20 protein-coding genes are annotated in these 19,915 nt (G+C 53.3%); 14 read left to right on the top strand and 6 right to left on the bottom strand.

All coding sequences use genetic code 11. The annotated features are described in order from the left end of the window. Window positions 1-133 precede the first annotated feature (133 nt). A complete protein-coding gene (locus ELK40_RS14255) occupies window positions 134-802 on the top strand; it encodes a YecA family protein (RefSeq protein ID WP_127731494.1) in 669 nt (222 codons plus the stop codon). Window positions 803-1,424: 622 nt separating this feature from the next. Here the strand turns inward: ELK40_RS14255 and tyrP are convergent. After that, window positions 1,425-2,636, bottom strand: a complete 1,212-nt coding sequence (gene tyrP / locus ELK40_RS14250) for a tyrosine transporter TyrP (RefSeq protein ID WP_127731492.1) — start codon at window positions 2,634-2,636, stop codon at window positions 1,425-1,427. Between the two features lie 229 nt (window positions 2,637-2,865). Between tyrP and ELK40_RS14245 the strand changes: the two genes are divergently transcribed. Beyond that, complete coding sequence (locus tag ELK40_RS14245; RefSeq protein ID WP_127731490.1) at window positions 2,866-3,207, top strand: hypothetical protein; 342 nt, start codon at window positions 2,866-2,868, stop codon at window positions 3,205-3,207. 36 nt (window positions 3,208-3,243) lie between these two features. Here ELK40_RS14245 and ftnA read toward each other — a convergent pair whose 3' ends face one another. Together ftnA and yecR are read right to left on the bottom strand one after the other, a co-directional pair. Further along, window positions 3,244-3,741 (bottom strand): non-heme ferritin, encoded by a 498-nt coding sequence (gene ftnA / locus ELK40_RS14240; RefSeq protein ID WP_014884366.1) that lies wholly within the window; start codon window positions 3,739-3,741, stop codon window positions 3,244-3,246. 204 nt (window positions 3,742-3,945) lie between these two features. Continuing rightward, window positions 3,946-4,284 (bottom strand): YecR family lipoprotein, encoded by a 339-nt coding sequence (gene yecR / locus ELK40_RS14235; RefSeq protein ID WP_127731488.1) that lies wholly within the window; start codon window positions 4,282-4,284, stop codon window positions 3,946-3,948. A gap of 234 nt (window positions 4,285-4,518) precedes the next feature. Here yecR and azuC point away from each other — a divergent pair, with 234 nt between their 5' ends. Both azuC and ELK40_RS14225 read left to right on the top strand, forming a co-directional pair. Then, window positions 4,519-4,602: a stress response protein AzuC gene (azuC, locus tag ELK40_RS14230; protein ID WP_014884364.1), complete on the top strand. Its 84-nt coding sequence runs from the start codon at window positions 4,519-4,521 to the stop codon at window positions 4,600-4,602. 107 nt (window positions 4,603-4,709) lie between these two features. After that, window positions 4,710-4,961 carry a DUF2766 family protein gene (locus ELK40_RS14225; protein ID WP_008500405.1) on the top strand — a complete coding sequence of 84 codons (252 nt, stop codon included), beginning with the start codon at window positions 4,710-4,712 and terminating at the stop codon, window positions 4,959-4,961. Between the two features lie 41 nt (window positions 4,962-5,002). Here ELK40_RS14225 and ELK40_RS14220 read toward each other — a convergent pair whose 3' ends face one another. Further along, window positions 5,003-6,346 carry an anaerobic C4-dicarboxylate transporter gene (locus ELK40_RS14220; protein ID WP_111964843.1) on the bottom strand — a complete coding sequence of 448 codons (1,344 nt, stop codon included), beginning with the start codon at window positions 6,344-6,346 and terminating at the stop codon, window positions 5,003-5,005. Between the two features lie 157 nt (window positions 6,347-6,503). Then, entirely contained in the window at window positions 6,504-7,007 is a 504-nt protein-coding gene (locus ELK40_RS14215; RefSeq protein ID WP_111964842.1) for a non-heme ferritin-like protein, read from the bottom strand. A 788-nt stretch (window positions 7,008-7,795) separates the two neighbouring features. Here ELK40_RS14215 and araF point away from each other — a divergent pair. The 5 genes from araF (at window position 7,796) to otsA (ending at window position 13,751) form a co-directional block, all read left to right on the top strand. Further along, a complete protein-coding gene (gene araF, locus ELK40_RS14210) occupies window positions 7,796-8,785 on the top strand; it encodes an arabinose ABC transporter substrate-binding protein AraF (RefSeq protein WP_003859687.1) in 990 nt (329 codons plus the stop codon). 71 nt (window positions 8,786-8,856) lie between these two features. Next, entirely contained in the window at window positions 8,857-10,371 is a 1,515-nt protein-coding gene (araG, locus tag ELK40_RS14205) for an L-arabinose ABC transporter ATP-binding protein AraG (protein WP_127731486.1), read from the top strand. 14 nt (window positions 10,372-10,385) lie between these two features. Then, a complete protein-coding gene (gene araH, locus ELK40_RS14200) occupies window positions 10,386-11,372 on the top strand; it encodes an L-arabinose ABC transporter permease AraH (RefSeq protein WP_023312268.1) in 987 nt (328 codons plus the stop codon). 176 nt (window positions 11,373-11,548) lie between these two features. Then, window positions 11,549-12,352: a trehalose-phosphatase gene (gene otsB / locus ELK40_RS14195; protein WP_115875709.1), complete on the top strand. Its 804-nt coding sequence runs from the start codon at window positions 11,549-11,551 to the stop codon at window positions 12,350-12,352. Next, on the top strand, window positions 12,327-13,751 hold the full coding sequence (gene otsA, locus ELK40_RS14190) for an alpha,alpha-trehalose-phosphate synthase (protein WP_127731484.1): 1,425 nt from the start codon (window positions 12,327-12,329) through the stop codon (window positions 13,749-13,751). Before otsB ends, otsA begins: the two co-directional genes overlap by 26 nt. Window positions 13,752-13,766: 15 nt before the next feature. Here the strand turns inward: otsA and uspC are convergent, their stop codons facing one another. Continuing rightward, window positions 13,767-14,195, bottom strand: a complete 429-nt coding sequence (uspC, locus tag ELK40_RS14185; RefSeq protein ID WP_115875708.1) for a universal stress protein UspC — start codon at window positions 14,193-14,195, stop codon at window positions 13,767-13,769. 794 nt (window positions 14,196-14,989) lie between these two features. On the opposite strand from uspC, the gene flhD reads away from it, so the two are divergent. The 5 genes from flhD (at window position 14,990) to cheA (ending at window position 19,902) form a co-directional block, all read left to right on the top strand. Beyond that, window positions 14,990-15,340 (top strand): flagellar transcriptional regulator FlhD, encoded by a 351-nt coding sequence (gene flhD, locus ELK40_RS14180; RefSeq protein ID WP_008500415.1) that lies wholly within the window; start codon window positions 14,990-14,992, stop codon window positions 15,338-15,340. A gap of 2 nt (window positions 15,341-15,342) precedes the next feature. Beyond that, window positions 15,343-15,921: a flagellar transcriptional regulator FlhC gene (gene flhC / locus ELK40_RS14175; protein WP_013096051.1), complete on the top strand. Its 579-nt coding sequence runs from the start codon at window positions 15,343-15,345 to the stop codon at window positions 15,919-15,921. Window positions 15,922-16,044: 123 nt separating this feature from the next. Continuing rightward, a complete protein-coding gene (gene motA / locus ELK40_RS14170) occupies window positions 16,045-16,932 on the top strand; it encodes a flagellar motor stator protein MotA (RefSeq protein WP_008500417.1) in 888 nt (295 codons plus the stop codon). Next, window positions 16,929-17,858: a flagellar motor protein MotB gene (gene motB / locus ELK40_RS14165; RefSeq protein ID WP_109845187.1), complete on the top strand. Its 930-nt coding sequence runs from the start codon at window positions 16,929-16,931 to the stop codon at window positions 17,856-17,858. The genes motA and motB overlap by 4 nt, the downstream gene beginning before the upstream one ends. A 4-nt stretch (window positions 17,859-17,862) precedes the next feature. Continuing rightward, entirely contained in the window at window positions 17,863-19,902 is a 2,040-nt protein-coding gene (gene cheA / locus ELK40_RS14160; RefSeq protein ID WP_127731482.1) for a chemotaxis protein CheA, read from the top strand. Window positions 19,903-19,915 lie beyond the last annotated feature (13 nt).

Genomic DNA, 19,915 nt, shown 5'->3' with positions numbered 1-19,915 from the left:
TTAACAATAAAGCCCATAAGTTGTGCAAAGGTCACGGTTTGCACGTTTTTGCAGCAATAAAGACCTAAACTTCAGCCCGGAGAGGGGGGAGATATGTGTTAGGATCGTTTCCTTTTTTGCAGGAGTATCAGCGATGACTGAAGGCCCATTGAATGAAAGCGAAATGGCGTGGCTTGAAGAGACGTTAACGTCTTACGGTCATGATGACGCGTCCGTGATTGACGTGTCCGAACTGGACGGCATGCTTACCGCAGTGCTTTCCGGTCCTGTTGTCGTTGAGCCAGATGCCTGGCTGGTGGCGGTGTGGGGTGGCGAAAAGTACATTCCGCGCTGGAAAAACGATCGTGAGATGAACCGTTTTATCGATCTCTGCTTTAAGCACATGAACGATATTGCCGAGCGTCTGAGCGAATACCCGGATCAGTTCGAACCGATGTTTGGCTATAACGACGTGGACGGCGAGAGCTATACCGTGGTGGAAGAGTGGTGCTATGGCTACATGCGCGGCGTGGCGCTGACGGACTGGTCTGCCTTGCCGGAAGCCCTGAAGGCCGATCTTGATGTGATTGCGCTGCACGGGGCGGAAGAGAACAGCGAAAAGCTGGATGAACTGTCCGAAGAAGAATATATCGCCAGCATCGAGAGCATCCAGCCTGCGGCGCTGCGCCTGTATAATTACTGGGTAAACAACCCGCAGCAGCCGGAAGCGAAGAAGCCGATTGTGAACGGCACAAAGGTCGGGCGTAACGATCCGTGTCCTTGCGGCAGCGGGAAGAAGTTTAAGAGCTGCTGTTTGCACTGATCAATTTTTTATTAACTTAGGTGGATTTGTTTCGTTCACCTCCAGTCAGTAGAAAATAATACGATCTTTACCTGTGAACGAGATAAGGGGGCCACCGCGGCCCCCTTATCGATCCCCGCGGCCCCGCGGAAAATCGGTGCTTCGCACTGCGCTCACCTCACGACCGTCTGCCTGCGGTCGGCTCAACTCGACATCCTGTCTCGCTTCGCCTCTGGCCGCCATCCATGGCGTCCAGCCCTTGTCCCCCGGTCTCCGGTTCGCCGATTTTAGCGGGGATGCAACACCCGTGCCCCATGCAGACGATGAAGAAGGTGGAGGGAGCGGGAGTCCGGCTAAAATCGCCGAATCGTTTCCTGGAGGCCGGGGCGACGCGCACGGATGCGCGGCGAGGGCGGCTTTACAGGGACGTTGCATCCGCCCGTCCCCGAAAAGCCGTAAGGAATAAGATGAGGGCACCGCGAAGCGGCGATTTTCTTGCCGGGAGCCGGGATTGTTAAGGGGGCGGCGATAGCCCCCTTAACACGTTCACCGCAGCGGGCAAAACAGGTAGCAGAAGAGTATTAGTGAACGGAATTATCCCCCGCTATTACATAGAAAATGGACTTGCCATTGAGATATAAATTCAACCCACTTCCGGCAGCATCCCTGCTGCAATCAACACCTGCACCAGAATAATCACCACCCCGCAGCCAAACACAACGCACAGCAGCGGTTTTCCGCCCGCCACGCGGTACCCCTGCTGAGGATGCTGCTGACGGCTTTTCCATGCCAGCAGGGAGGGGAGGAGGAGGGCAAGGATCGAGAGCGCTACCCCTGCGTACCCCAGCGCCATCACAAACCCGCGTGGGTAAAACAGCGCGAACGCCAGCGGCGGCAGGAAGGTGATTGCGCCCGTCTGTAACCGTCCCGCGGCGGTATTGCGACGCTGGAACAGGTCGGCCAGGTAATCAAACAGGCCGAGCGCCACGCCCAGGAACGAGGTTGCCAGCGCCAGGTCGGCAAACAGGTGTACCGCCAGCTCAACGTGCGGGGAGGTGACGACCTCGCGCAGGGCGAGCAGAAAACCGTTCAGGCCAGCGTGTTGCGCCATAAGCCCAATAAAGGTTGAAGAGTCAATGCTGCCCAGCGTCACCAGCTGCCAGAAAATATAGGCGATCAGCGGGATCGCGCTGCCGATAACAAAAACGCGGCGCAGCTTGCAGATATCGCCGTTCATATAGCTGACGATGCTCGGCATGCTGCCGTGGAAGCCAAACGAGGTGAAAATGACCGGGATAGCGGAGAGCGCCAGACCTTTTTCCAGCGGCAGCGTCAGCAGGTTGACCTTGTGCACGTGCGGGGCCAGCAGCACCAGCATGATAATGAGGAAGAGAATTTTGGCGCTGAACAGAAAGCGGTTAAACAGATCGACCAGCGACGTTCCCACGCAGACCACGCCGCCACCGATGAGTGCAAAGAAGATGGCGCCCGTTGCAGGGGTAATGTCAGAGCCAAACCAGTCGTTGACGCTGGAGGCGATCAATTCCCCGGCGCCGCTAATGTAAGCGGCGGTCAGGGCGTACATCAGGAACATCATGCTAAAGCCGGTTATCCACTGGCCGTAGCGTCCCAGATAGCGCGCCGCAAGCGAACCCAGACCGGTGTCGGCGGGCACGTGCTGGTAAACCTCAAGCAGCAGCAGGGCGGTGTAACACATCAGCGCCCAGAGCGTTCCCAGCAGCAGCAGGGTCATGCCAAATCCCACGCCCGCGGCTGCCAGTGGCATTGCCAGCATTCCTGCGCCAATCGTCGTTCCGGCGACGATAAAAATACTTCCCAGGGTTCTGTTTTTCACGCTTTCCTCTACAACGATGCTTAACCGCGACAAAATCTGCGGCGCAGAGTAAGGGAAAAGCCGTAGTTCGTCAAATCACCGTTACAACTAGTGTAATGAATGGTTTACGAAATGATGACCCTCTGATCCTTTATAGGCCTCTCCCTACTTCATAAGGGCAATGTTGCTGCGCGACGTTCCGGCGTAACGTAAACACTAAGTATAAATTATCAAATTAAGTGAGGGTTTTATGGCAGGTGAGAATCCTTTTACCGCGGCGTGGAGTCGGGGAGGTAACCTGTTGTGCCATGGCCACTGGATAATCAGCTGGCAAAACCAGCCCCTGAACCTTCCCGAATCCCGGCGCGAAAAGGATATGGGCACCTGGGCAATCTATTCGGTTATTGATCCTGAAGATGAAACTTTTGCGCAAGGCTTACAGGAAGATGAGTGGATAATCGAGAATGTCGACTGGTTGACGGATATGTTCTACGAGAGGGGGATTCCGCTGGAGACGGCCAGTTACCGCTATTTTTACCAGGCCGTGAATCCCCACGACTGGCGCTGCACCAGCTGTGCCGGGTGTATGTAAATTAACGCGGTGCAGGGAACCCGCACCGCGCTGATATTAATTCTGCGTATCAAGCGTGGAAAGTTCTTTATCAATAAAGTAAAGACCTTCGCCAGATTTCCCCACCAGCGATAATTTATCCAGCACGGATTTAAACAGCTTCTCTTCTTCGTGTTGTTCAGCGACGTACCACTGCAGGAAATTAAAGGTTGGATAATCCTGGCTGGTCATCGCAGCATGAACCAGTTCGTTAATTTTCTGGGTGATCAGCTGCTCGTGCTCGTAGGTGGCGCGGAACAGTTCATCGAGGGAATTATACTCAGCAAACGGTGAGGCCACGGTTTCAATGCGCGGCAGGCTGCCCGTATCCGTAAGATAATCAAACAGACGCTGCATGTGGGTCATCTCTTCCTGAGCGTGACGACGCAGAAACGCGGCAGCGCCCTCGAAGCTGTGGTAGCTGCACCAGGCGCTCATCTGCTGGTAGAGCAGGGATGAAAAAAGCTCAAGATTCATTTGTGCGTTGAGCTTGTCGATCATTTCAGTTTTCAGCATGGTGACGCTCCGGATTATTATTTCTGGTCCACAATGAGCGACACTATAATTTTTTATTTAATTATTTGCAAAACGTAAAATTATTATTTTCTTTATTCAAAACACGAATGGGAATAAAACGCATTGGCGATTTTTATAATCTATTAATGAGAATTATTTTTGTTCGTAATGAAATAAACTGCCAGCACACGCTGGCAGCTTCGATTAATACCACGGATTATTTGACTTAGGATTAACGGCGTAACCCATACATTTGTACTGGATAGTCACGCTCTCGTTCAGGCACAGAGAACCGCTTGTCAGGGTACAGGTTTTAATGGGCTGACCATAGGCTGAGGCGGTAGCATACCCCATGCTCTGACACGCTTTTGCCGCCGTGCCGTTATTCACATACTCATCGGAATATGCACTTTGCAGCGCTGCCTGGCCGTAGTCGAGGCGGACGATTCCGTTTGGGGCATCGAGACTACTGACTTCAGCCTGGCGGTTAATACTACACCCCGCGAGCAGCAGGATTGTGCCGGCTACAATGACTCTTTTCATGGTTCGCTCTGAGTGGATGGAAATACGTTATCGTACCCGCAGATGCCCGCTGCAATGCCTGGAATAGCCGGACAATCTGCCCTCACTCTTTGCAACGGGTCCGGGATGAACGCTGTCAGGCCACATGCGGATTAAATTGTGATGCATGTCACAAAAATATTGATTTTTGTGACAATGGTCATATTATAGGCACGTTGACAATAAAGTTGTATAACAAGTTAATGGAGCCTCATCGTGAAACTGCGCAAAATCCTGAAAAGCATGTGGGCCAATTACTGCCGCACGTTCAAAGACGTGCCGCCGGGCGCCATGTTCTGATAAAAAACCTGCTTCGGCAGGTTTTTTTATACCTGCAGGCGTTGAAGGGGAGATGTCAGGGGGCGTGTTTTGCTAATATGGCGGCCTTTAAATAAGGAGAAAGCCCCATGTCACAAAACCTGAGCGCCGATCAGGAACTGGTCTCTGACGTTGTCGCCTGTCAGCTGGTTATCAAACAAATCCTTGATGTTCTGGACGTGATTGCGCCGGTTGAAGTGCGCGAGAAGATGTCTACCCAGCTCAAAAACATCGATTTCGCCAGCCATCCTGCTGCCGCTGATCCGGTAACGCTTCGTGCGATCCAGAAAGCCATCGCGCTGATCGAGCTGCGATTCACGCCGCAGGGTGAATCCCACTAAGCAGGGAAATGGGCGACGGTACGTGTCGCCCTTTGATGCTGTCAGAAGAACGTCTGGACCAGCAGGTAGCTCGCGGCACACGCGCAGCTTACCCCAATCAGCCCCGGCAAAATGAAGCTGTGGTTGATGATAAATTTCCCGATGCGGGTCGTGCCTGACCGGTCAAAGCCGATGCAGGCCAAATCACTTGGATAGGTTGGCAGAACAAAATAGCCGTATGATGCCGGGAAAAAGGCGATCAGCATTTTCGGGTCGATGCCCAGCATGAGGCCCATAGGCGCAACGGCCGTCAGCGCCGCCGCCTGGCTGTTCACCAGTTTTGACACCAGGAATAGTACAATGGCATACGTCCACGGGTGGCTTTTCACCACGCCTTCCAGCGCCAGCTTTAACTCCTCGAGATGTGCCTGAAAAAAGGTATCGCTCATCCACGCCACGCCGAACACCGAGAAGATCGCGACCATACCGGCTTTGAACACCGCGCCGTTGGAAATGGCCGACGCATTGACCTTGCAGGCCATCAGCATCACCGCGCCCGCAATTAACATCATCATCTGAATGACAAGGTTCATCGACAGCGCCGTCATTTTACCTTTCACTTCAAAGGCAGGGCGCAGTTCAGGGAATGCCCCCAGCAAAACGACCACGGCAATACCGGCAAAGAAAATCCACGTGGACCAGTAGGCCTGTTTAGGAAAACGTTGATTCATTAACGTCTCCGTTCCGCCGTAGATAAATTCTCGCTGCTTAGGATCTTTCAGCTTTTCCTGAAACTCCATGTCGTCTGCCAAATCTTTCCCGCGGCGTAAGCTCCACAGGGCCGCTATGGCCACGCCAAAAAGTGAAGCGGGAACCGAGACGGCAAGTATTTCCAGGATCCCCCACGCGTGGCCGAGCCCATGCTGGGCCGCCAGGATGGACACCAGCGACACGACGGCAACGGAAACGGGGGAGGCCGTGATCGCCATCTGCGACGCGACCGATGCCACGGCCATAGGGCGCTCCGGGCGGATCCCTTTTTTCAGGGCGATATCCGCAATGATGGGGAACATGGTGTAGACCACATGACCGGTGCCGCACAGAAAGGTCAGCATCCAGGTGGTGAAAGGGGCGAGTAGGGTGATGTGCTGCGGGTGTTTGCGCAGAAGACGTTCAGCAAACTGCATCATGACGTTGAGACCGCCCGCCGTTTGCAGGGTAGCGGCACAGCCAATCACCGCAAGGATGGTCAGCATAACGTCAACCGGCGGTTTACCCGGCTGCAGACCAAAGACAAAACATAAAATAAAAAGACCAATGCCGCTGATTAACCCAAGCCCCATTCCGCCGAAACGCGTACCCGTCAGCAGGCAGAGGAGAATGACAACAAACTCAATGGTGATCATGATGCTCCCTCGTCAATGATTATGTAACTAAATAAATCATCACACGTTGTGTGGTTAATCATTGGGAGCCAGATCTGATTTGTTAAATTTCAGCAAAAGCAGAAGGTTGGAGACGTGAAGGGAGCCTGCTCCTCCGGATGGGAGCAGGCCAAAAAACTCAGTGGTGCTGCACCGCCACGATGTCGAGCAGATGACGGTCGGTTTGCTCAGGACATAAACCCGCCTGCTGCGCATTATGGATCTCATCCGCCAGCGTCTTCAGCAGAAGACCATCCTGCTGCTGCTCTTTATCCATATCGCGTAAGAATCTGAGCGTCGTAATGTCCTGCTGCGCTTTGGCTTCATCGGCCAGTTTGCTGAGGGTGCTGCAGCGTTGTTCATACTCTTCAAGCGTTTTCTGAAACAGTTCTTCCAGGCAAGAGTAGTTCTCGTTGATCCCATCAAGAGCTTTAACGACAGGATTTGCCCCTGCGGCTTTCAGGAAGTTAAAGACACGCATCATATGAGTGACGTTACTTTGCGCCTGAGAGCGAAAGAATGTGGCAGATCCCGTGAGGCTATTCTCGGCACACCATGCACTTAAGTGAAGGTGCAGATTCGAGGCGTAGAACTCAAGGTTCATCTGCGCGTTAAGTTTTTGCATCATCGTTTGGGTAGCCATACTCATATCCTTATTGACTGTGGGACGTGATGTCCGTTGCTTAACCTGAGCGCCAGGCAAATATGAAGAAAAGAGCAGAAATACACATTCTGCCGTGACCGAAGTCGACCGAAATACACTTCCTGTGTTCGATATAAATAAGCATACCCTTGTCTGTGGTCTAAGAAAACTCTTAATTAGGCTGTGTTTACCATACATTACAAAGCTTAATATAGTACAGAAAAGCAATTAGCTCGCCATGAAGTGAGTGCTTTTTAAGTATCTAAATATTAAGGTTTTTTACTGAGGTGACACACTGTTACTCTTTCGAAATTATTAAGTTGGAATAATGCTCCGTGAAAAAGAGAAATACGGCTTAATCGTTTCGAATATATGATGTGCCAATAAAATTGCGCTAAATCAAATTCTGCGGAATAACGTTTTTCCTGGTGCGTTATACATTCTTGATAAAACAGTATGTGAACCCGTTTAACGCCAGGCGCCGTTTTGCCCGCTGAGGAGCATCAGGGATATCTTAGCTAATCTTATGGATAATTCTGCTTAACCTCCTTCCATTTGTCTGACAAATCCTGCCTTTTTTATGTCATTTTTCGCTGAATTTATGTACGCAATTACTGTAATTCTGCGGTGTGATGGGGCTCTCTTATGGATGATTAATTTCCCGCTAAAACTATCACCAGCAATAACGCTTATGACGAGGTAAGCGCTAATGCCTTGTTTTAAGTCCGATTAAATTAGAAGCACGCATATATTCCCTACAGAAAAGAATGCTAAAGCTGGAGTTTACCATGCACAAATTTACTAAAGCGCTGGCGGCCATCGGTCTGGCTGCCGTTATGTCACAATCCGCTATCGCTGAGAATTTAAAACTCGGTTTTTTGGTAAAACAGCCCGAAGAGCCCTGGTTCCAGACTGAGTGGAAATTCGCAGATAAAGCCGGGAAAGATTTAGGTTTTGAAGTCATTAAAATCGCCGTGCCTGACGGCGAAAAAACCCTGAACGCCATCGACAGCCTTGCGGCCAGCGGTGCAAAAGGTTTCGTTATCTGTACCCCTGATCCAAAGCTGGGATCGGCGATTGCGGCGAAGGCGCGCGGTTACGACATGAAGGTCATCGCGGTTGACGATCAGTTCGTCAACGCTAAAGGCAAGCCGATGGATACCGTCCCGCTGGTCATGATGGCGGCGACAAAAATTGGCGAACGCCAGGGCCAGGAGCTCTATAAAGAGATGCAAAAGCGCGGCTGGGATGTCAAAGAGACCGCGGTGATGGCTATCACGGCTGACGAGCTGGACACCGCACGTCGTCGTACTACCGGTTCAATGGATGCGCTAAAAGCAGCCGGCTTCCCGGAAAAACAGATCTATAAGGTCCCAACCAAATCCAACGATATCCCAGGCGCTTTCGACGCCGCGAACTCTATGCTCGTCCAGCATCCGGAGGTCAAACACTGGCTGGTGGTCGGCATGAACGACAACACCGTGCTGGGCGGGGTACGCGCGACGGAAGGCCAGGGCTTCAAAGCGCCTGACGTGATCGGGATTGGCATCAACGGCGTTGACGCCGTCAGCGAGCTGTCCAAAGCGCAGGCTACCGGTTTCTACGGTTCTCTGCTGCCAAGCCCGGACGTTCACGGCTACAAATCCAGTGAGATGCTCTACAACTGGGTCACCAAAGGGGCCGAACCGCCGAAATTTACCGAAGTGACCGACGTGGTGCTGATCACCCGCGACAACTTCAAAGAGGAGCTGGCGAAAAAAGGACTGGGCGGTAAGTAATACGCTGTGATTGCGCCCCTCATACATCGTGAGGGGCCAGACGTACACACTACAGGAATCACGGAGACGTTATGCAACAGTCTGATCCGTATCTCTCTTTTCGCGGCATCGGGAAAACCTTCCCCGGTGTGAACGCGCTGACCGATATCAGCTTCGACTGCTATGCCGGCCAGGTTCACGCCCTGATGGGGGAAAACGGCGCGGGTAAATCCACGCTGTTGAAGATCCTCAGCGGCAACTACGCGCCCACGACCGGCACGCTGGCCATTCGCGGCGAAGAGATGGCGTTTGCCGATACCACGGCGGCGCTCAATGCCGGGGTGGCGATCATCTACCAGGAGCTGCACCTCATTCCCGAGATGACCGTGGCGGAAAATATCTATCTAGGACAGCTCCCGCATAAAGGCGGCGTGGTGAATCGTTCGCTACTCAATTATGAAGCGGGGCTGCAGCTTAAACACCTGGGTCTGGACGTCGATCCCCAGACGCCGCTGAAATATCTCTCCATCGGCCAGTGGCAGATGGTTGAAATTGCCAAGGCGCTGGCGCGTAACGCCAGAATTATTGCCTTTGATGAACCCACCAGTTCGCTCTCTAAGCGTGAAATCGAAAATCTGTTCCGCGTGATCCGCGAATTGCGTCAGGAAGGCCGTACGATCCTGTACGTTTCGCACCGAATGGAAGAGATTTTTGCCCTGAGCGATGCCATCACCGTGTTTAAAGATGGACGCTATGTGCGCACCTTTACCGACATGGCGCAGGTGAACCATGACCAGCTGGTTCAGGCAATGGTCGGACGCGATCTGGGCGATATTTATCACTGGCAGCCGCGCCCGTACGGCCCGGAACGCCTGCGCCTGGATAACGTCAAAGCGCCGGGCGTCAGAACACCGATTTCGTTATCCGTTCGCAGCGGTGAAATCGTCGGCCTGTTTGGTCTGGTGGGGGCGGGGCGCAGCGAATTGATGAAAGGTCTGTTTGGCGGTACCCGTATTACCGATGGCCAGGTCTCCATTGACGGCGAACGGGTAGATATTCAGAAACCGGCCCACGCGATCGGGGCGGGCATGATGCTCTGCCCGGAAGACCGTAAAGCAGAGGGGATCATTCCGGTGCACTCGGTACGCGACAACATCAATATTTCCGCCCGCCGCAAGTTTATTCGCGCAGGCTGCCTGATAAACGATAGCTGGGAGTCGAGCAACGCCGACCACCATATTCGCTCGCTGAATATCAAAACGCCGGGTCCGGAACAGCTGATCATGAATCTTTCCGGCGGAAATCAGCAGAAAGCCATTTTAGGCCGCTGGCTGTCAGAGGATATGAAGGTGATTTTGCTGGACGAGCCGACGCGCGGTATCGATGTGGGGGCAAAACACGAGATCTATAACGTGATCTATGAACTGGCAAAGCGCGGCGTGGCGGTGCTCTTCGCCTCCAGCGATCTGCCGGAGGTGCTTGGCGTGGCCGACCGCATTGTGGTGATGCGTGAAGGCGAAATTGCCGGTGAATTACTTCATGAACAGGCGAATGAACAACAGGCGTTGAACCTCGCCATGCCTAAAGTCAGCCAGGCTGTCGCCTGAGTAAGGAGTTAATGATGTCCTCTGTTACTACATCCGGGGCGCCGAAATCGAAATCGGCGCTGAGTTTTGGGCGTATCTGGGATCAGTACGGCATGCTGGTCGTCTTTGCCGCGCTGTTCCTCGCCTGTGCTATTTTCGTCCCTAATTTTGCCACCTTCATTAATATGAAGGGGCTGGGGCTGGCTATTTCCATGTCCGGGATGGTGGCCTGCGGTATGCTGTTCTGTCTGGCCTCCGGCGATTTTGACCTGTCGGTGGCGTCGGTGATTGCCTGTGCGGGCGTCACGACGGCCGTGGTAATCAACATGACGGAGAGCCTGTGGATTGGCGTCCTGGCCGGGCTGCTGCTCGGCGTCATCAGCGGTCTGGTGAACGGTTTTGTTATCGCTCGCCTGAAGATTAACGCCCTGATAACCACGCTTGCGACAATGCAAATTGTCCGCGGGCTGGCCTACATCATCTCCGACGGTAAAGCCGTGGGGATTGAAGACGAGCGCTTCTTTACCCTGGGTTACGCCAACTGGCTGGGTCTGCCCGCGCCTATCTGGCTGACCGTGGCCTGCCTGATCCTGTTCGGCTTCCTGCTTAACCGGACCACCTTTGGCCGTAACACGCTGGCGATCGGCGGTAATGAAGAGGCGGCACGCCTGGCAGGGGTACCGGTGGTGCGAACCAAGATTATTATCTTTGTGCTCTCAGGGCTGGTTTCTGCCGCCGCGGGGATTATTCTTGCTTCGCGTATGACCAGCGGCCAGCCGATGACCTCTATCGGTTATGAGCTGATCGTCATTTCGGCCTGCGTTTTAGGGGGCGTTTCCCTCAAGGGAGGCATCGGAAAAATCTCATATGTTGTGGCCGGTATCCTGATTTTAGGCACGGTGGAGAACGCCATGAACCTGCTGAATATTTCGCCGTTCTCTCAGTACGTGGTACGTGGCCTGATCCTGCTGGCAGCGGTGATTTTCGACCGTTACAAGCAAAAAGCGAAGCGTACCGTGTAACTCTTTTTTCCGTCTTTTATTGCTCAACTTATAACCATAGTTGACCCCTGAACCGCCCCGCCAGTAAAACTGGCGGGGCGGTTGTCAAATGGCGAGCCACGTCACACTGTCTATACTTACATGGCTATGAAAGAGGTAAAGGCGTTTACCTCTCGTAAACCGTAAGGAGGAAAAGGGTGGCTGACATGTTAACCGCACCGCCTGTACTGCCCGGACATTATGCTTTCTTTTTTGATCTCGACGGCACGCTCGCCGGGATAAAACCGCACCCCGATCAGGTGTCTATTCCGGAGGCGGTGTTACAGGATTTGCATCAGCTCTCGCTCATGAACGAGGGAGCACTGGCATTGATATCAGGGCGCTCAATGGCCGAGCTGGATATGCTCGCCAGTCCTTACCACTTTCCGCTGGCCGGTGTACACGGAGCGGAGCGCCGCGACATCCATGATCACACGCATATCGTTTCACTCCCCGACGCACTCACGCAAACGCTGCATAAGCAGCTCTCTGCAGCGCTGGCCGTACTGCCCGGCACCGAGCTGGAAGCCAAAGGCATGGCCTTTGCCCTGCATTATCGTCAGGCGCCGCAGCACGAAGATGCCGTGCTCGCGCTTGCTCATACGGTTGCGGATGCGCATCCACAGCTGGCGCTGCAGCCGGGCAAATGCGTAGTCGAGTTAAAACCGAAGGGGATTAATAAAGGTGCAGCCATCGCCGCATTTATGGCGGAGGCACCATTTAAGGGCCGGACGCCTGTTTTCTTAGGGGATGACCTGACCGATGAGGCCGGGTTTCGCGTGGTGAATCAGGCCGGAGGTATCGCCGTCAAGGTGGGGCCTGGTGACACCGTTGCCGAATGGCGACTGGCGGATGTCGCCAGCGTCTGGCAGTGGATATCTGACATCGCTAACCAGCAACAACAACAAATAGCGCAAAGCAAAGGGGGAAACCATTATGGGTCGCTTAGTCGTCGTCTCTAACCGAATCGCACCGCCTGATGACAAAAAAGCCAGTGCAGGTGGCCTGGCGGTAGGGGTGTTAGGTGCCTTGAAAGCCGCTGGCGGGCTGTGGTTTGGCTGGAGTGGGGAAATCAGTGAAGAAGAGAAGCCGCTTAAAAAGGTGACGCGCGGAAACATTACGTGGGCTTCATTTGCATTAAAAGAGAAAGACTATGACGAGTATTACTCGCAGTTCTCGAATGCCGTCCTGTGGCCCGCGTTTCACTATCGTCTTGACCTGGTCAAATTTCAGCGTGAATCCTTCGAAGGCTACTCGCGCGTGAATGCGCTGCTGGCGGATAAACTGCTGCCATTAATAGAAGAAGACGATATTTTATGGATCCACGATTATCACCTGCTACCCTTCGCGAGAGAGCTGCGAAAGAGGGGGGTGAATAACCGGATTGGCTTCTTCCTGCACATTCCTTTTCCGACGCCGGAAATTTTTACCGCGCTGCCGCCGCATGAAGAGCTGCTGGAGGCGCTGTGTGACTACGATTTGCTGGGCTTCCAGACGGAAAATGACCGCCTGGCATTCCTTGACTCCGTATCAGGGAAAGCGCGTCTGGTGACAAAAAGCGGGAAAACTCACACGGCCTGGGGGAAAACCTTCCACACTGAGGTGTATCCAATAGGAATTGAACCAGACGAGATCGCGGAGCAGGCCTCAGGTCCGCTGCCGCCGAAGCTTGCGCAGCTTAAGAATGAACTTAAGCACGTGAAAAATATCTTCTCGGTTGAGCGCCTTGATTATTCCAAAGGGCTGCCGGAACGCTTCCTGGCGTATGAAACGCTGCTGGATAAATATCCGCAGCACCACGGTAAAATCCGCTATACCCAGATCGCGCCGACGTCGCGCGGTGAGGTTCAGGCCTATCAGGATATTCGCCACCAGCTGGAAACAGAGGCAGGGCGCATAAATGGCCGCTACGGCCAGCTGGGCTGGACGCCGCTCTTTTACCTGAATCAGCATTTTGATCGTAAGATCCTGATGAAGGTTTTCCGCTATGCGGACGTTGGGCTGGTCACGCCGCTGCGCGACGGGATGAACCTGGTGGCGAAAGAGTATGTGGCGGCCCAGGATCCTGCCGACCCGGGGGTTCTGGTGCTTTCCCAGTTTGCCGGGGCTGCAAATGAGCTCACGTCTGCGCTTATTGTTAACCCTTACGACAGGGATGACGTAGCTAACGCGCTGAATCGTGCCCTGACAATGCCGCTCACGGAACGTATTTCACGCCATGCCGACATGATGGAGACGATCCGGAAGAACGACATTAACCACTGGCAGGCGCGTTTTATTCAGGATCTCCGGGATATCGCTCCGCAAAGCCATGAAGGCGATCTGCAAAAAAAGATCGCGACCTTCCCTAAACTTGCCTGATTTTCCGCTGGGGGGTTAATTCCCCCCAAGCGGTACTAACAGAACATCGACCTGGCTTGATGCGACAATAGATTTCGCCGCGCAGGCTGCGCGCGAAAAAAAGCTGTGGTTATGATTCCCGCAAATCACTAAATCAATATTTTGTTTGCGACACATGTCGAGAATATGGGCGTTAAGCTCCCCGGTCGCAATAATTGTCTCATAAACCGGATATTGTGCCTTTTCCACTAATTCACGCAGAAATTGCTGCGTTTCTTCCTGCAGAACCTCACGAATATCCTCCAGCATGGGCGCGGCCAGCTGATTATACATCTCAGGCTCTGCGGCGAGTGTGATGAGGCTGATGCGGGCATTGTGGGGCCTGGCAATGGAAACGGCTCTGGCGACGAGCTGATGGCTTTCGGGAGAAACTGCTACGGAAACAAGAAGATGGGAGTAACTCATGGCGCACTCCTTAGATGTCTGAAAGACAGCGTTTAACCACCTTTACCGCGAAATCTCCACTTCTGCAAGAGCTGAATGCGACATTAGTGTGAAGCTTATCATAATTATTCATTAATTATTCTTATAAGAAGAATAACTGAAAAATGCGCCTAAATGAAAAAAATTAACAACTTAACGAACATCACACAAATGCATGTTTTCAATGTTTAATCCTTCATAAGCGTTACAAAGTCATTTCTAATAATTTCAGTGTGAAACAGTGCTTTGAGACTGTCCTCATAACTCTCTGTTTTTTCACGGTAAGAAAAATGTTTTACGCAGAGTCAACTGGCGTGAATGTTTCAGACAGAGGTTCATGACAGAGCAAGCATGTAACGTGCCAGTTCTTTTAAGCCATCTGCATGAGTATTCGTCATTTAAGAATACAAAACAGTTCCAATTGGCTAATAAGTGAGCAAATTACAAGTCATACTGATGGATTTATGGGTCATATTCGCTTAAATTATGTGATGTGTGTCACATTTTTTTTAAATTTGAGGGTGGCTGGATTGTATGTGGCAAAACTGACGAGTAGAGTTTGCGTCGAATTAGGAAAAATCTTAGTTATTTGTAAGAAATGATAAAACACGTAAGAGACGCATCCGCGGTTTCTCTCTTACGGTTTCAGTGAATACAAACCTAAATTCAACTATGCATTTAGCCTTTTCTTTTTTATACCGGGTGATTTCCCGGCGACATCACGGGGTGCGGTCTTTCCGCATAAAAATAATAGTTGGTTATTCGGGATGGGAACAATGCATACATCCGAGTTGCTAAAACATATCTATGACATCAATTTGTCGTATTTACTGCTCGCGCAGCGTTTGATTAGTCAGGACAAGGCGTCCGCGATGTTTCGTCTGGGTATTAACGAAGAAATGGCAACCATGCTGGGCGGCTTAACCCTCCCGCAGATGGTTAAACTGGCTGAAACGAATCAACTGGTTTGCCAGTTCCGTTTCGATGATTCACAGACAATAACGCGTCTGACGCAGGAGTCCCGTGTAGACGATCTTCAACAGATCCATACCGGTATTCTTCTTTCCACTCGCTTGCTTAACGAAATCAGCCAGCCTGATGACGTAGCCCGTAAGAAAAGGGCCTAGCAATGAGCGAGAAAAGCATTGTTCAGGAAGCGCGTGACATACAGTTGGCCATGGAGCTGATTACACTGGGTGCTCGTTTACAAATGCTGGAAAGCGAGACTCAGCTGAGCCGTGGTCGTCTCATCAAACTGTACAAAGAGTTACGTGGTAGTCCCCCGCCGAAAGGCATGCTGCCGTTTTCTACCGACTGGTTTATGACGTGGGAGCAGAATATTCACGCTTCCATGTTCTGTAATGCCTGGCAGTATCTTCTCAAAACCGGTTTGTGTAGCGGCGTTGACGCCGTGATCAAAGCATACAAACTTTACCTTGAACAATGCCCACAGCAGGAAGAAGGCCCTCTGCTGGCGCTGACCCGCGCATGGACGCTGGTGCGTTTTGTTGAGAGCGGAATGCTTGAACTGTCGCGCTGCAACTGCTGCGATGGCAATTTTATTACCCATGCTCATCAACCTGCAGGCAGCTTCGCCTGTAGTTTATGTCAGCCTCCATCCCGCGCAGTAAAAAGACGTAAACTTTCCCGGGATGCTGCCGATATTATTCCACAACTGCTGGATGAACAGATCGAACAGGCTGTTTAACCCGAACGTGTGGGAAAGATTCCAGCAGCGGTAAGCAATTACCGCTGCTTTTTTTTACCCCGCAATCGGTCAACGCTGCGAGCTGGACATCCTTGCCATAGTCACTAGCGGAAGGATGATGTCGTGCTTATCTTATTAGGTTACCTGGTAGTTCTCGGTACAGTTTTCGGCGGTTACATGATGACCGGCGGGCACCTTGGAGCACTCTATCAACCGGCTGAACTTATTATCATCGGCGGCGCAGGGGTAGGGGCTTTTATCGTTGGTAACAACGGTAAATCGATCAAGGGCACGCTGAAAGCAATTCCGTTGCTGTTCCGTCGCTCGAAATACACGAAAAGCATGTATATGGATCTGCTGGCACTGCTCTATCGCCTGATGGCGAAGTCGCGTCAGCAGGGCATGTTCTCGCTTGAACGGGATATCGAAAACCCGAAAGAGAGCGAAATTTTTGCCAGCTATCCGCGCATTCTTGCTGACGCCATGATGCTGGATTTCATCGTCGACTATCTGCGACTGATCATCAGCGGCAACATGAATACCTTCGAAATCGAAGCGCTGATGGACGAAGAGATCGAAACCCACGAAAGCGAATCAGAAGTGCCGGCCAATAGCCTGGCGCTGGTCGGCGACTCGCTTCCTGCATTCGGTATCGTTGCAGCGGTGATGGGGGTGGTTCACGCCCTGGCCTCGGCAGACCGTCCGGCAGCCGAGCTCGGTGCGCTGATTGCCCACGCGATGGTGGGAACCTTCCTCGGTATTTTGCTGGCGTACGGCTTCATCTCTCCGCTGGCAAGCGTTCTGCGCCAGAAGAGCGCCGAAACCACCAAAATGATGCAGTGCGTGAAGATTACGCTGCTCTCTAACCTCAACGGTTACGCGCCACCGATCGCGGTTGAGTTTGGCCGTAAAACGCTTTACTCCAGCGAGCGTCCGTCGTTTATCGAGCTTGAAGAACACGTGCGTGCGGTGAAAAACCCAAACCAACAGACGACAACTGAGGACGCATGAAAAACCAGTCCCATCCGATCGTCATCGTAAAAAAACGCAAGCACAAGGGCGGCGGGCATGGCGCACACGGCTCGTGGAAAATTGCGTACGCCGACTTTATGACGGCAATGATGGCGTTCTTTCTGGTGATGTGGCTGATCTCCATCTCCAGCCCAAAAGAACTGATCCAGATTGCCGAATATTTCCGCACGCCGCTGGCAACGGCGGTAGCCGGCGGGCCGCGTATCTCTAACAGCGACAGCCCGATCCCGGGCGGCGGCGATGATTACACCCAGCAGAAGGGTGAGGTTAAAAAAGAGCCGAACATCGACGAGCTGAAAAGAAAGATGGAGCAGGCGCGCCTGAAGAAACTGCGTGGCGATCTCGATCAGCTGATTGAAGCAGATCCGAAACTGCGCGCGCTGCGCCCGCATCTGAAGATCGACCTGGTGCAGGAAGGGCTGCGTATTCAGATTATCGACAGCCAGAACCGCCCAATGTTTAAAACCGGGAGTGCGGAAGTCGAACCGTACATGCGCGACATTCTGCGTGCCATTGCACCGGTGCTGAACGGCATTCCTAACCGAATCAGCCTGTCAGGACACACGGACGATTTCCCGTACGCCAGTGGGGAGAAGGGATACAGCAACTGGGAGCTTTCTGCCGATCGTGCCAACGCCTCGCGTCGCGAGCTGGTGGTAGGTGGGCTTGATGATGGCAAGGTACTGCGCGTAGTCGGCATGGCCGCAACCATGCGCGTTTCCGACCGCGGGCCGGATGATGCCATCAACCGTCGTATCAGTCTTTTAGTGCTGAACCAGCAGGCGGAGCAGGCCATCCTGCATGAAAACGCCGAAAGTCAGAATGAGTCACTGGACGATTTAAAACAGCCTGGGGCCGTTCCTTCGGCTGCCGTTCCAACATCGCCACCAGCCAATCCGAGGTGATAGCGTGAGCATGGATATTAGCGATTTTTACCAGACATTCTTTGATGAAGCCGACGAATTGTTGGCCGATATGGAGCAACACTTGCTCGATTTGGTGCCCGAAGCACCGGACTCCGAGCAGCTCAATGCCATCTTCCGTGCGGCGCACTCTATTAAAGGCGGAGCCGGAACGTTTGGATTTACCATCCTGCAGGAAACGACCCATTTAATGGAAAACCTGCTTGATGAAGCGCGACGCGGTGAGATGCAGCTCAATACCGACATTATCAACCTGTTTTTGGAAACCAAAGATATTATGCAGGAACAGCTCGACGCCTATAAAAGTTCGGCAGAGCCTGATGCCGCCAGCTTTGAATACATCTGCAATGCGCTGCGCCAGCTCGCCCTGGAAGCAAAAGGTGAGGTCGCTGCAGCCGTTGTCCCTGCGGCGAAACTGAGCGTTGTCGATGCGGTTGCTGTCGATGAGGCCGCGCCAGCCGCTGCACAGGCGGGAAAACTGCGCGTTGTGCTGTCACGCCTCAAAGAGAATGAAGTTAACCTGCTGGAAGAAGAGCTGGGCAACCTGGCGAAGTTAAGCAACGTGGTAAAAGGCAAAGACAGCCTGGCCGCGACGCTTGATGACGGTATTGGCCAGGACGATATCGTAGCGGTGTTGTGCTTTGTGATTGAAGCTGACCAGATTGCCTTCGAAACCGAAACTGCTGCGGTTGACGCCCCTGCCGCTGCGGAAGAGGTGGCTGTTGTGGCTCAGGCCGCCGCACCGGCTGTGGCACCTGCGGCCCCGGCGCTGAAGGCCGTGCCAAAAGAGGCTGCGGCACCCGGTGGACGTGGTGAGAAACCAGCCGCTCGCTCCAGCGAGTCAACCAGCATCCGCGTTGCCGTTGAGAAGGTTGACCAGCTGATTAACCTGGTTGGCGAACTGGTGATCACCCAGTCGATGCTGGCGCAACGTTCTAACGAACTGGATCCGGTCACGCACGGCGACCTGATTACCAGCATGGGTCAGCTGCAGCGTAACGCCCGCGACCTGCAGGAATCGGTCATGTCCATCCGTATGATGCCGATGGAATATGTCTTCAGCCGCTTCCCGCGTCTGGTCCGCGACCTTGCCAGCAAGCTGAATAAACAGATTGAACTGACCCTGATGGGCAGCTCAACCGAACTGGATAAGAGCCTGATCGAGCGCATTATTGACCCGTTAACGCACCTGGTGCGTAACAGCCTCGACCACGGGATCGAACTGCCGGAAAACCGCATTGCCGCCGGTAAATCCCCGGTCGGCAACCTGATCCTCTCTGCGGAACACCAGGGCGGAAACATCTGCATCGAAGTGACCGACGACGGCGCGGGTCTTAACCGCGAGCGCATCCTGGCAAAAGCGATTTCGCAGGGGATGGCGGTCAATGAAAACATGACCGACGAAGAAGTGGGCATGCTGATCTTCGCGCCGGGCTTCTCTACCGCGGAGCAGGTGACCGACGTCTCCGGACGCGGCGTTGGCATGGACGTGGTGAAACGTAACATCCAGGAGATGGGCGGCCACGTTGAGATCCAGTCTAAACAGGGTTCCGGCACCACCATTCGCATCCTGCTGCCGCTGACGCTGGCGATCCTCGACGGCATGTCCGTCAAAGTGGCGGACGAAGTCTTTATCCTGCCGCTGAACGCCGTGATGGAATCCCTGCAGCCGCGTGAAGAAGATCTGCATCCGCTGGCGGGCGGTGAGCGCGTCCTCGAAGTGCGCGGTGAGTACCTGCCGCTGGTGGAACTGTGGAAAGTGTTCGAAGTGGACGGGGCGAAGACCGAGGCCACGCAGGGCATCGTTGTGATCCTGCAAAGCGCGGGGCGACGCTACGCGCTGCTGGTCGATCAGCTGATTGGTCAGCACCAGGTGGTGGTGAAGAACCTCGAAAGCAACTACCGCAAAGTGCCGGGTATTTCTGCCGCCACCATTCTGGGTGATGGTAGCGTGGCGCTGATCGTCGACGTGTCGGCGCTTCAGGGATTAAATCGTGAACAACGTGTGGCGTACACAGCCGCCTGATTAAGTAGAAGGT

Source organism: Enterobacter sp. N18-03635 (assembly GCF_004006055.1).
GTDB lineage: Bacteria > Pseudomonadota > Gammaproteobacteria > Enterobacterales > Enterobacteriaceae > Enterobacter > Enterobacter vonholyi.
The sequence above is the reverse complement of the archived record's forward strand: the minus strand, read 5'-3'. Positions and strand labels throughout refer to the sequence as shown.

Bases quoted from the DNA above. Each gene is read 5' to 3' on its own strand.
- ELK40_RS14220 (WP_111964843.1), bottom strand. From the start codon at position 6,346: ATGATCACCATTGAGTTTGTTGTCATTCTCCTCTGCCTGCTGACGGGT.
- flhC (WP_013096051.1), top strand. From the start codon at position 15,343: ATGAGCGAGAAAAGCATTGTTCAGGAAGCGCGTGACATACAGTTGGCC.
- flhD (WP_008500415.1), top strand. From the start codon at position 14,990: ATGCATACATCCGAGTTGCTAAAACATATCTATGACATCAATTTGTCG.
- araH (WP_023312268.1), top strand. From the start codon at position 10,386: ATGTCCTCTGTTACTACATCCGGGGCGCCGAAATCGAAATCGGCGCTG.
- araF (WP_003859687.1), top strand. From the start codon at position 7,796: ATGCACAAATTTACTAAAGCGCTGGCGGCCATCGGTCTGGCTGCCGTT.
- uspC (WP_115875708.1), bottom strand. From the start codon at position 14,195: ATGAGTTACTCCCATCTTCTTGTTTCCGTAGCAGTTTCTCCCGAAAGC.
- yecR (WP_127731488.1), bottom strand. From the start codon at position 4,284: ATGAAAAGAGTCATTGTAGCCGGCACAATCCTGCTGCTCGCGGGGTGT.
- motB (WP_109845187.1), top strand. From the start codon at position 16,929: ATGAAAAACCAGTCCCATCCGATCGTCATCGTAAAAAAACGCAAGCAC.
- ELK40_RS14255 (WP_127731494.1), top strand. From the start codon at position 134: ATGACTGAAGGCCCATTGAATGAAAGCGAAATGGCGTGGCTTGAAGAG.
- otsA (WP_127731484.1), top strand. From the start codon at position 12,327: ATGGGTCGCTTAGTCGTCGTCTCTAACCGAATCGCACCGCCTGATGAC.
- ftnA (WP_014884366.1), bottom strand. From the start codon at position 3,741: ATGCTGAAAACTGAAATGATCGACAAGCTCAACGCACAAATGAATCTT.
- ELK40_RS14215 (WP_111964842.1), bottom strand. From the start codon at position 7,007: ATGGCTACCCAAACGATGATGCAAAAACTTAACGCGCAGATGAACCTT.
- ELK40_RS14225 (WP_008500405.1), top strand. From the start codon at position 4,710: ATGTCACAAAACCTGAGCGCCGATCAGGAACTGGTCTCTGACGTTGTC.
- araG (WP_127731486.1), top strand. From the start codon at position 8,857: ATGCAACAGTCTGATCCGTATCTCTCTTTTCGCGGCATCGGGAAAACC.
- ELK40_RS14245 (WP_127731490.1), top strand. From the start codon at position 2,866: ATGGCAGGTGAGAATCCTTTTACCGCGGCGTGGAGTCGGGGAGGTAAC.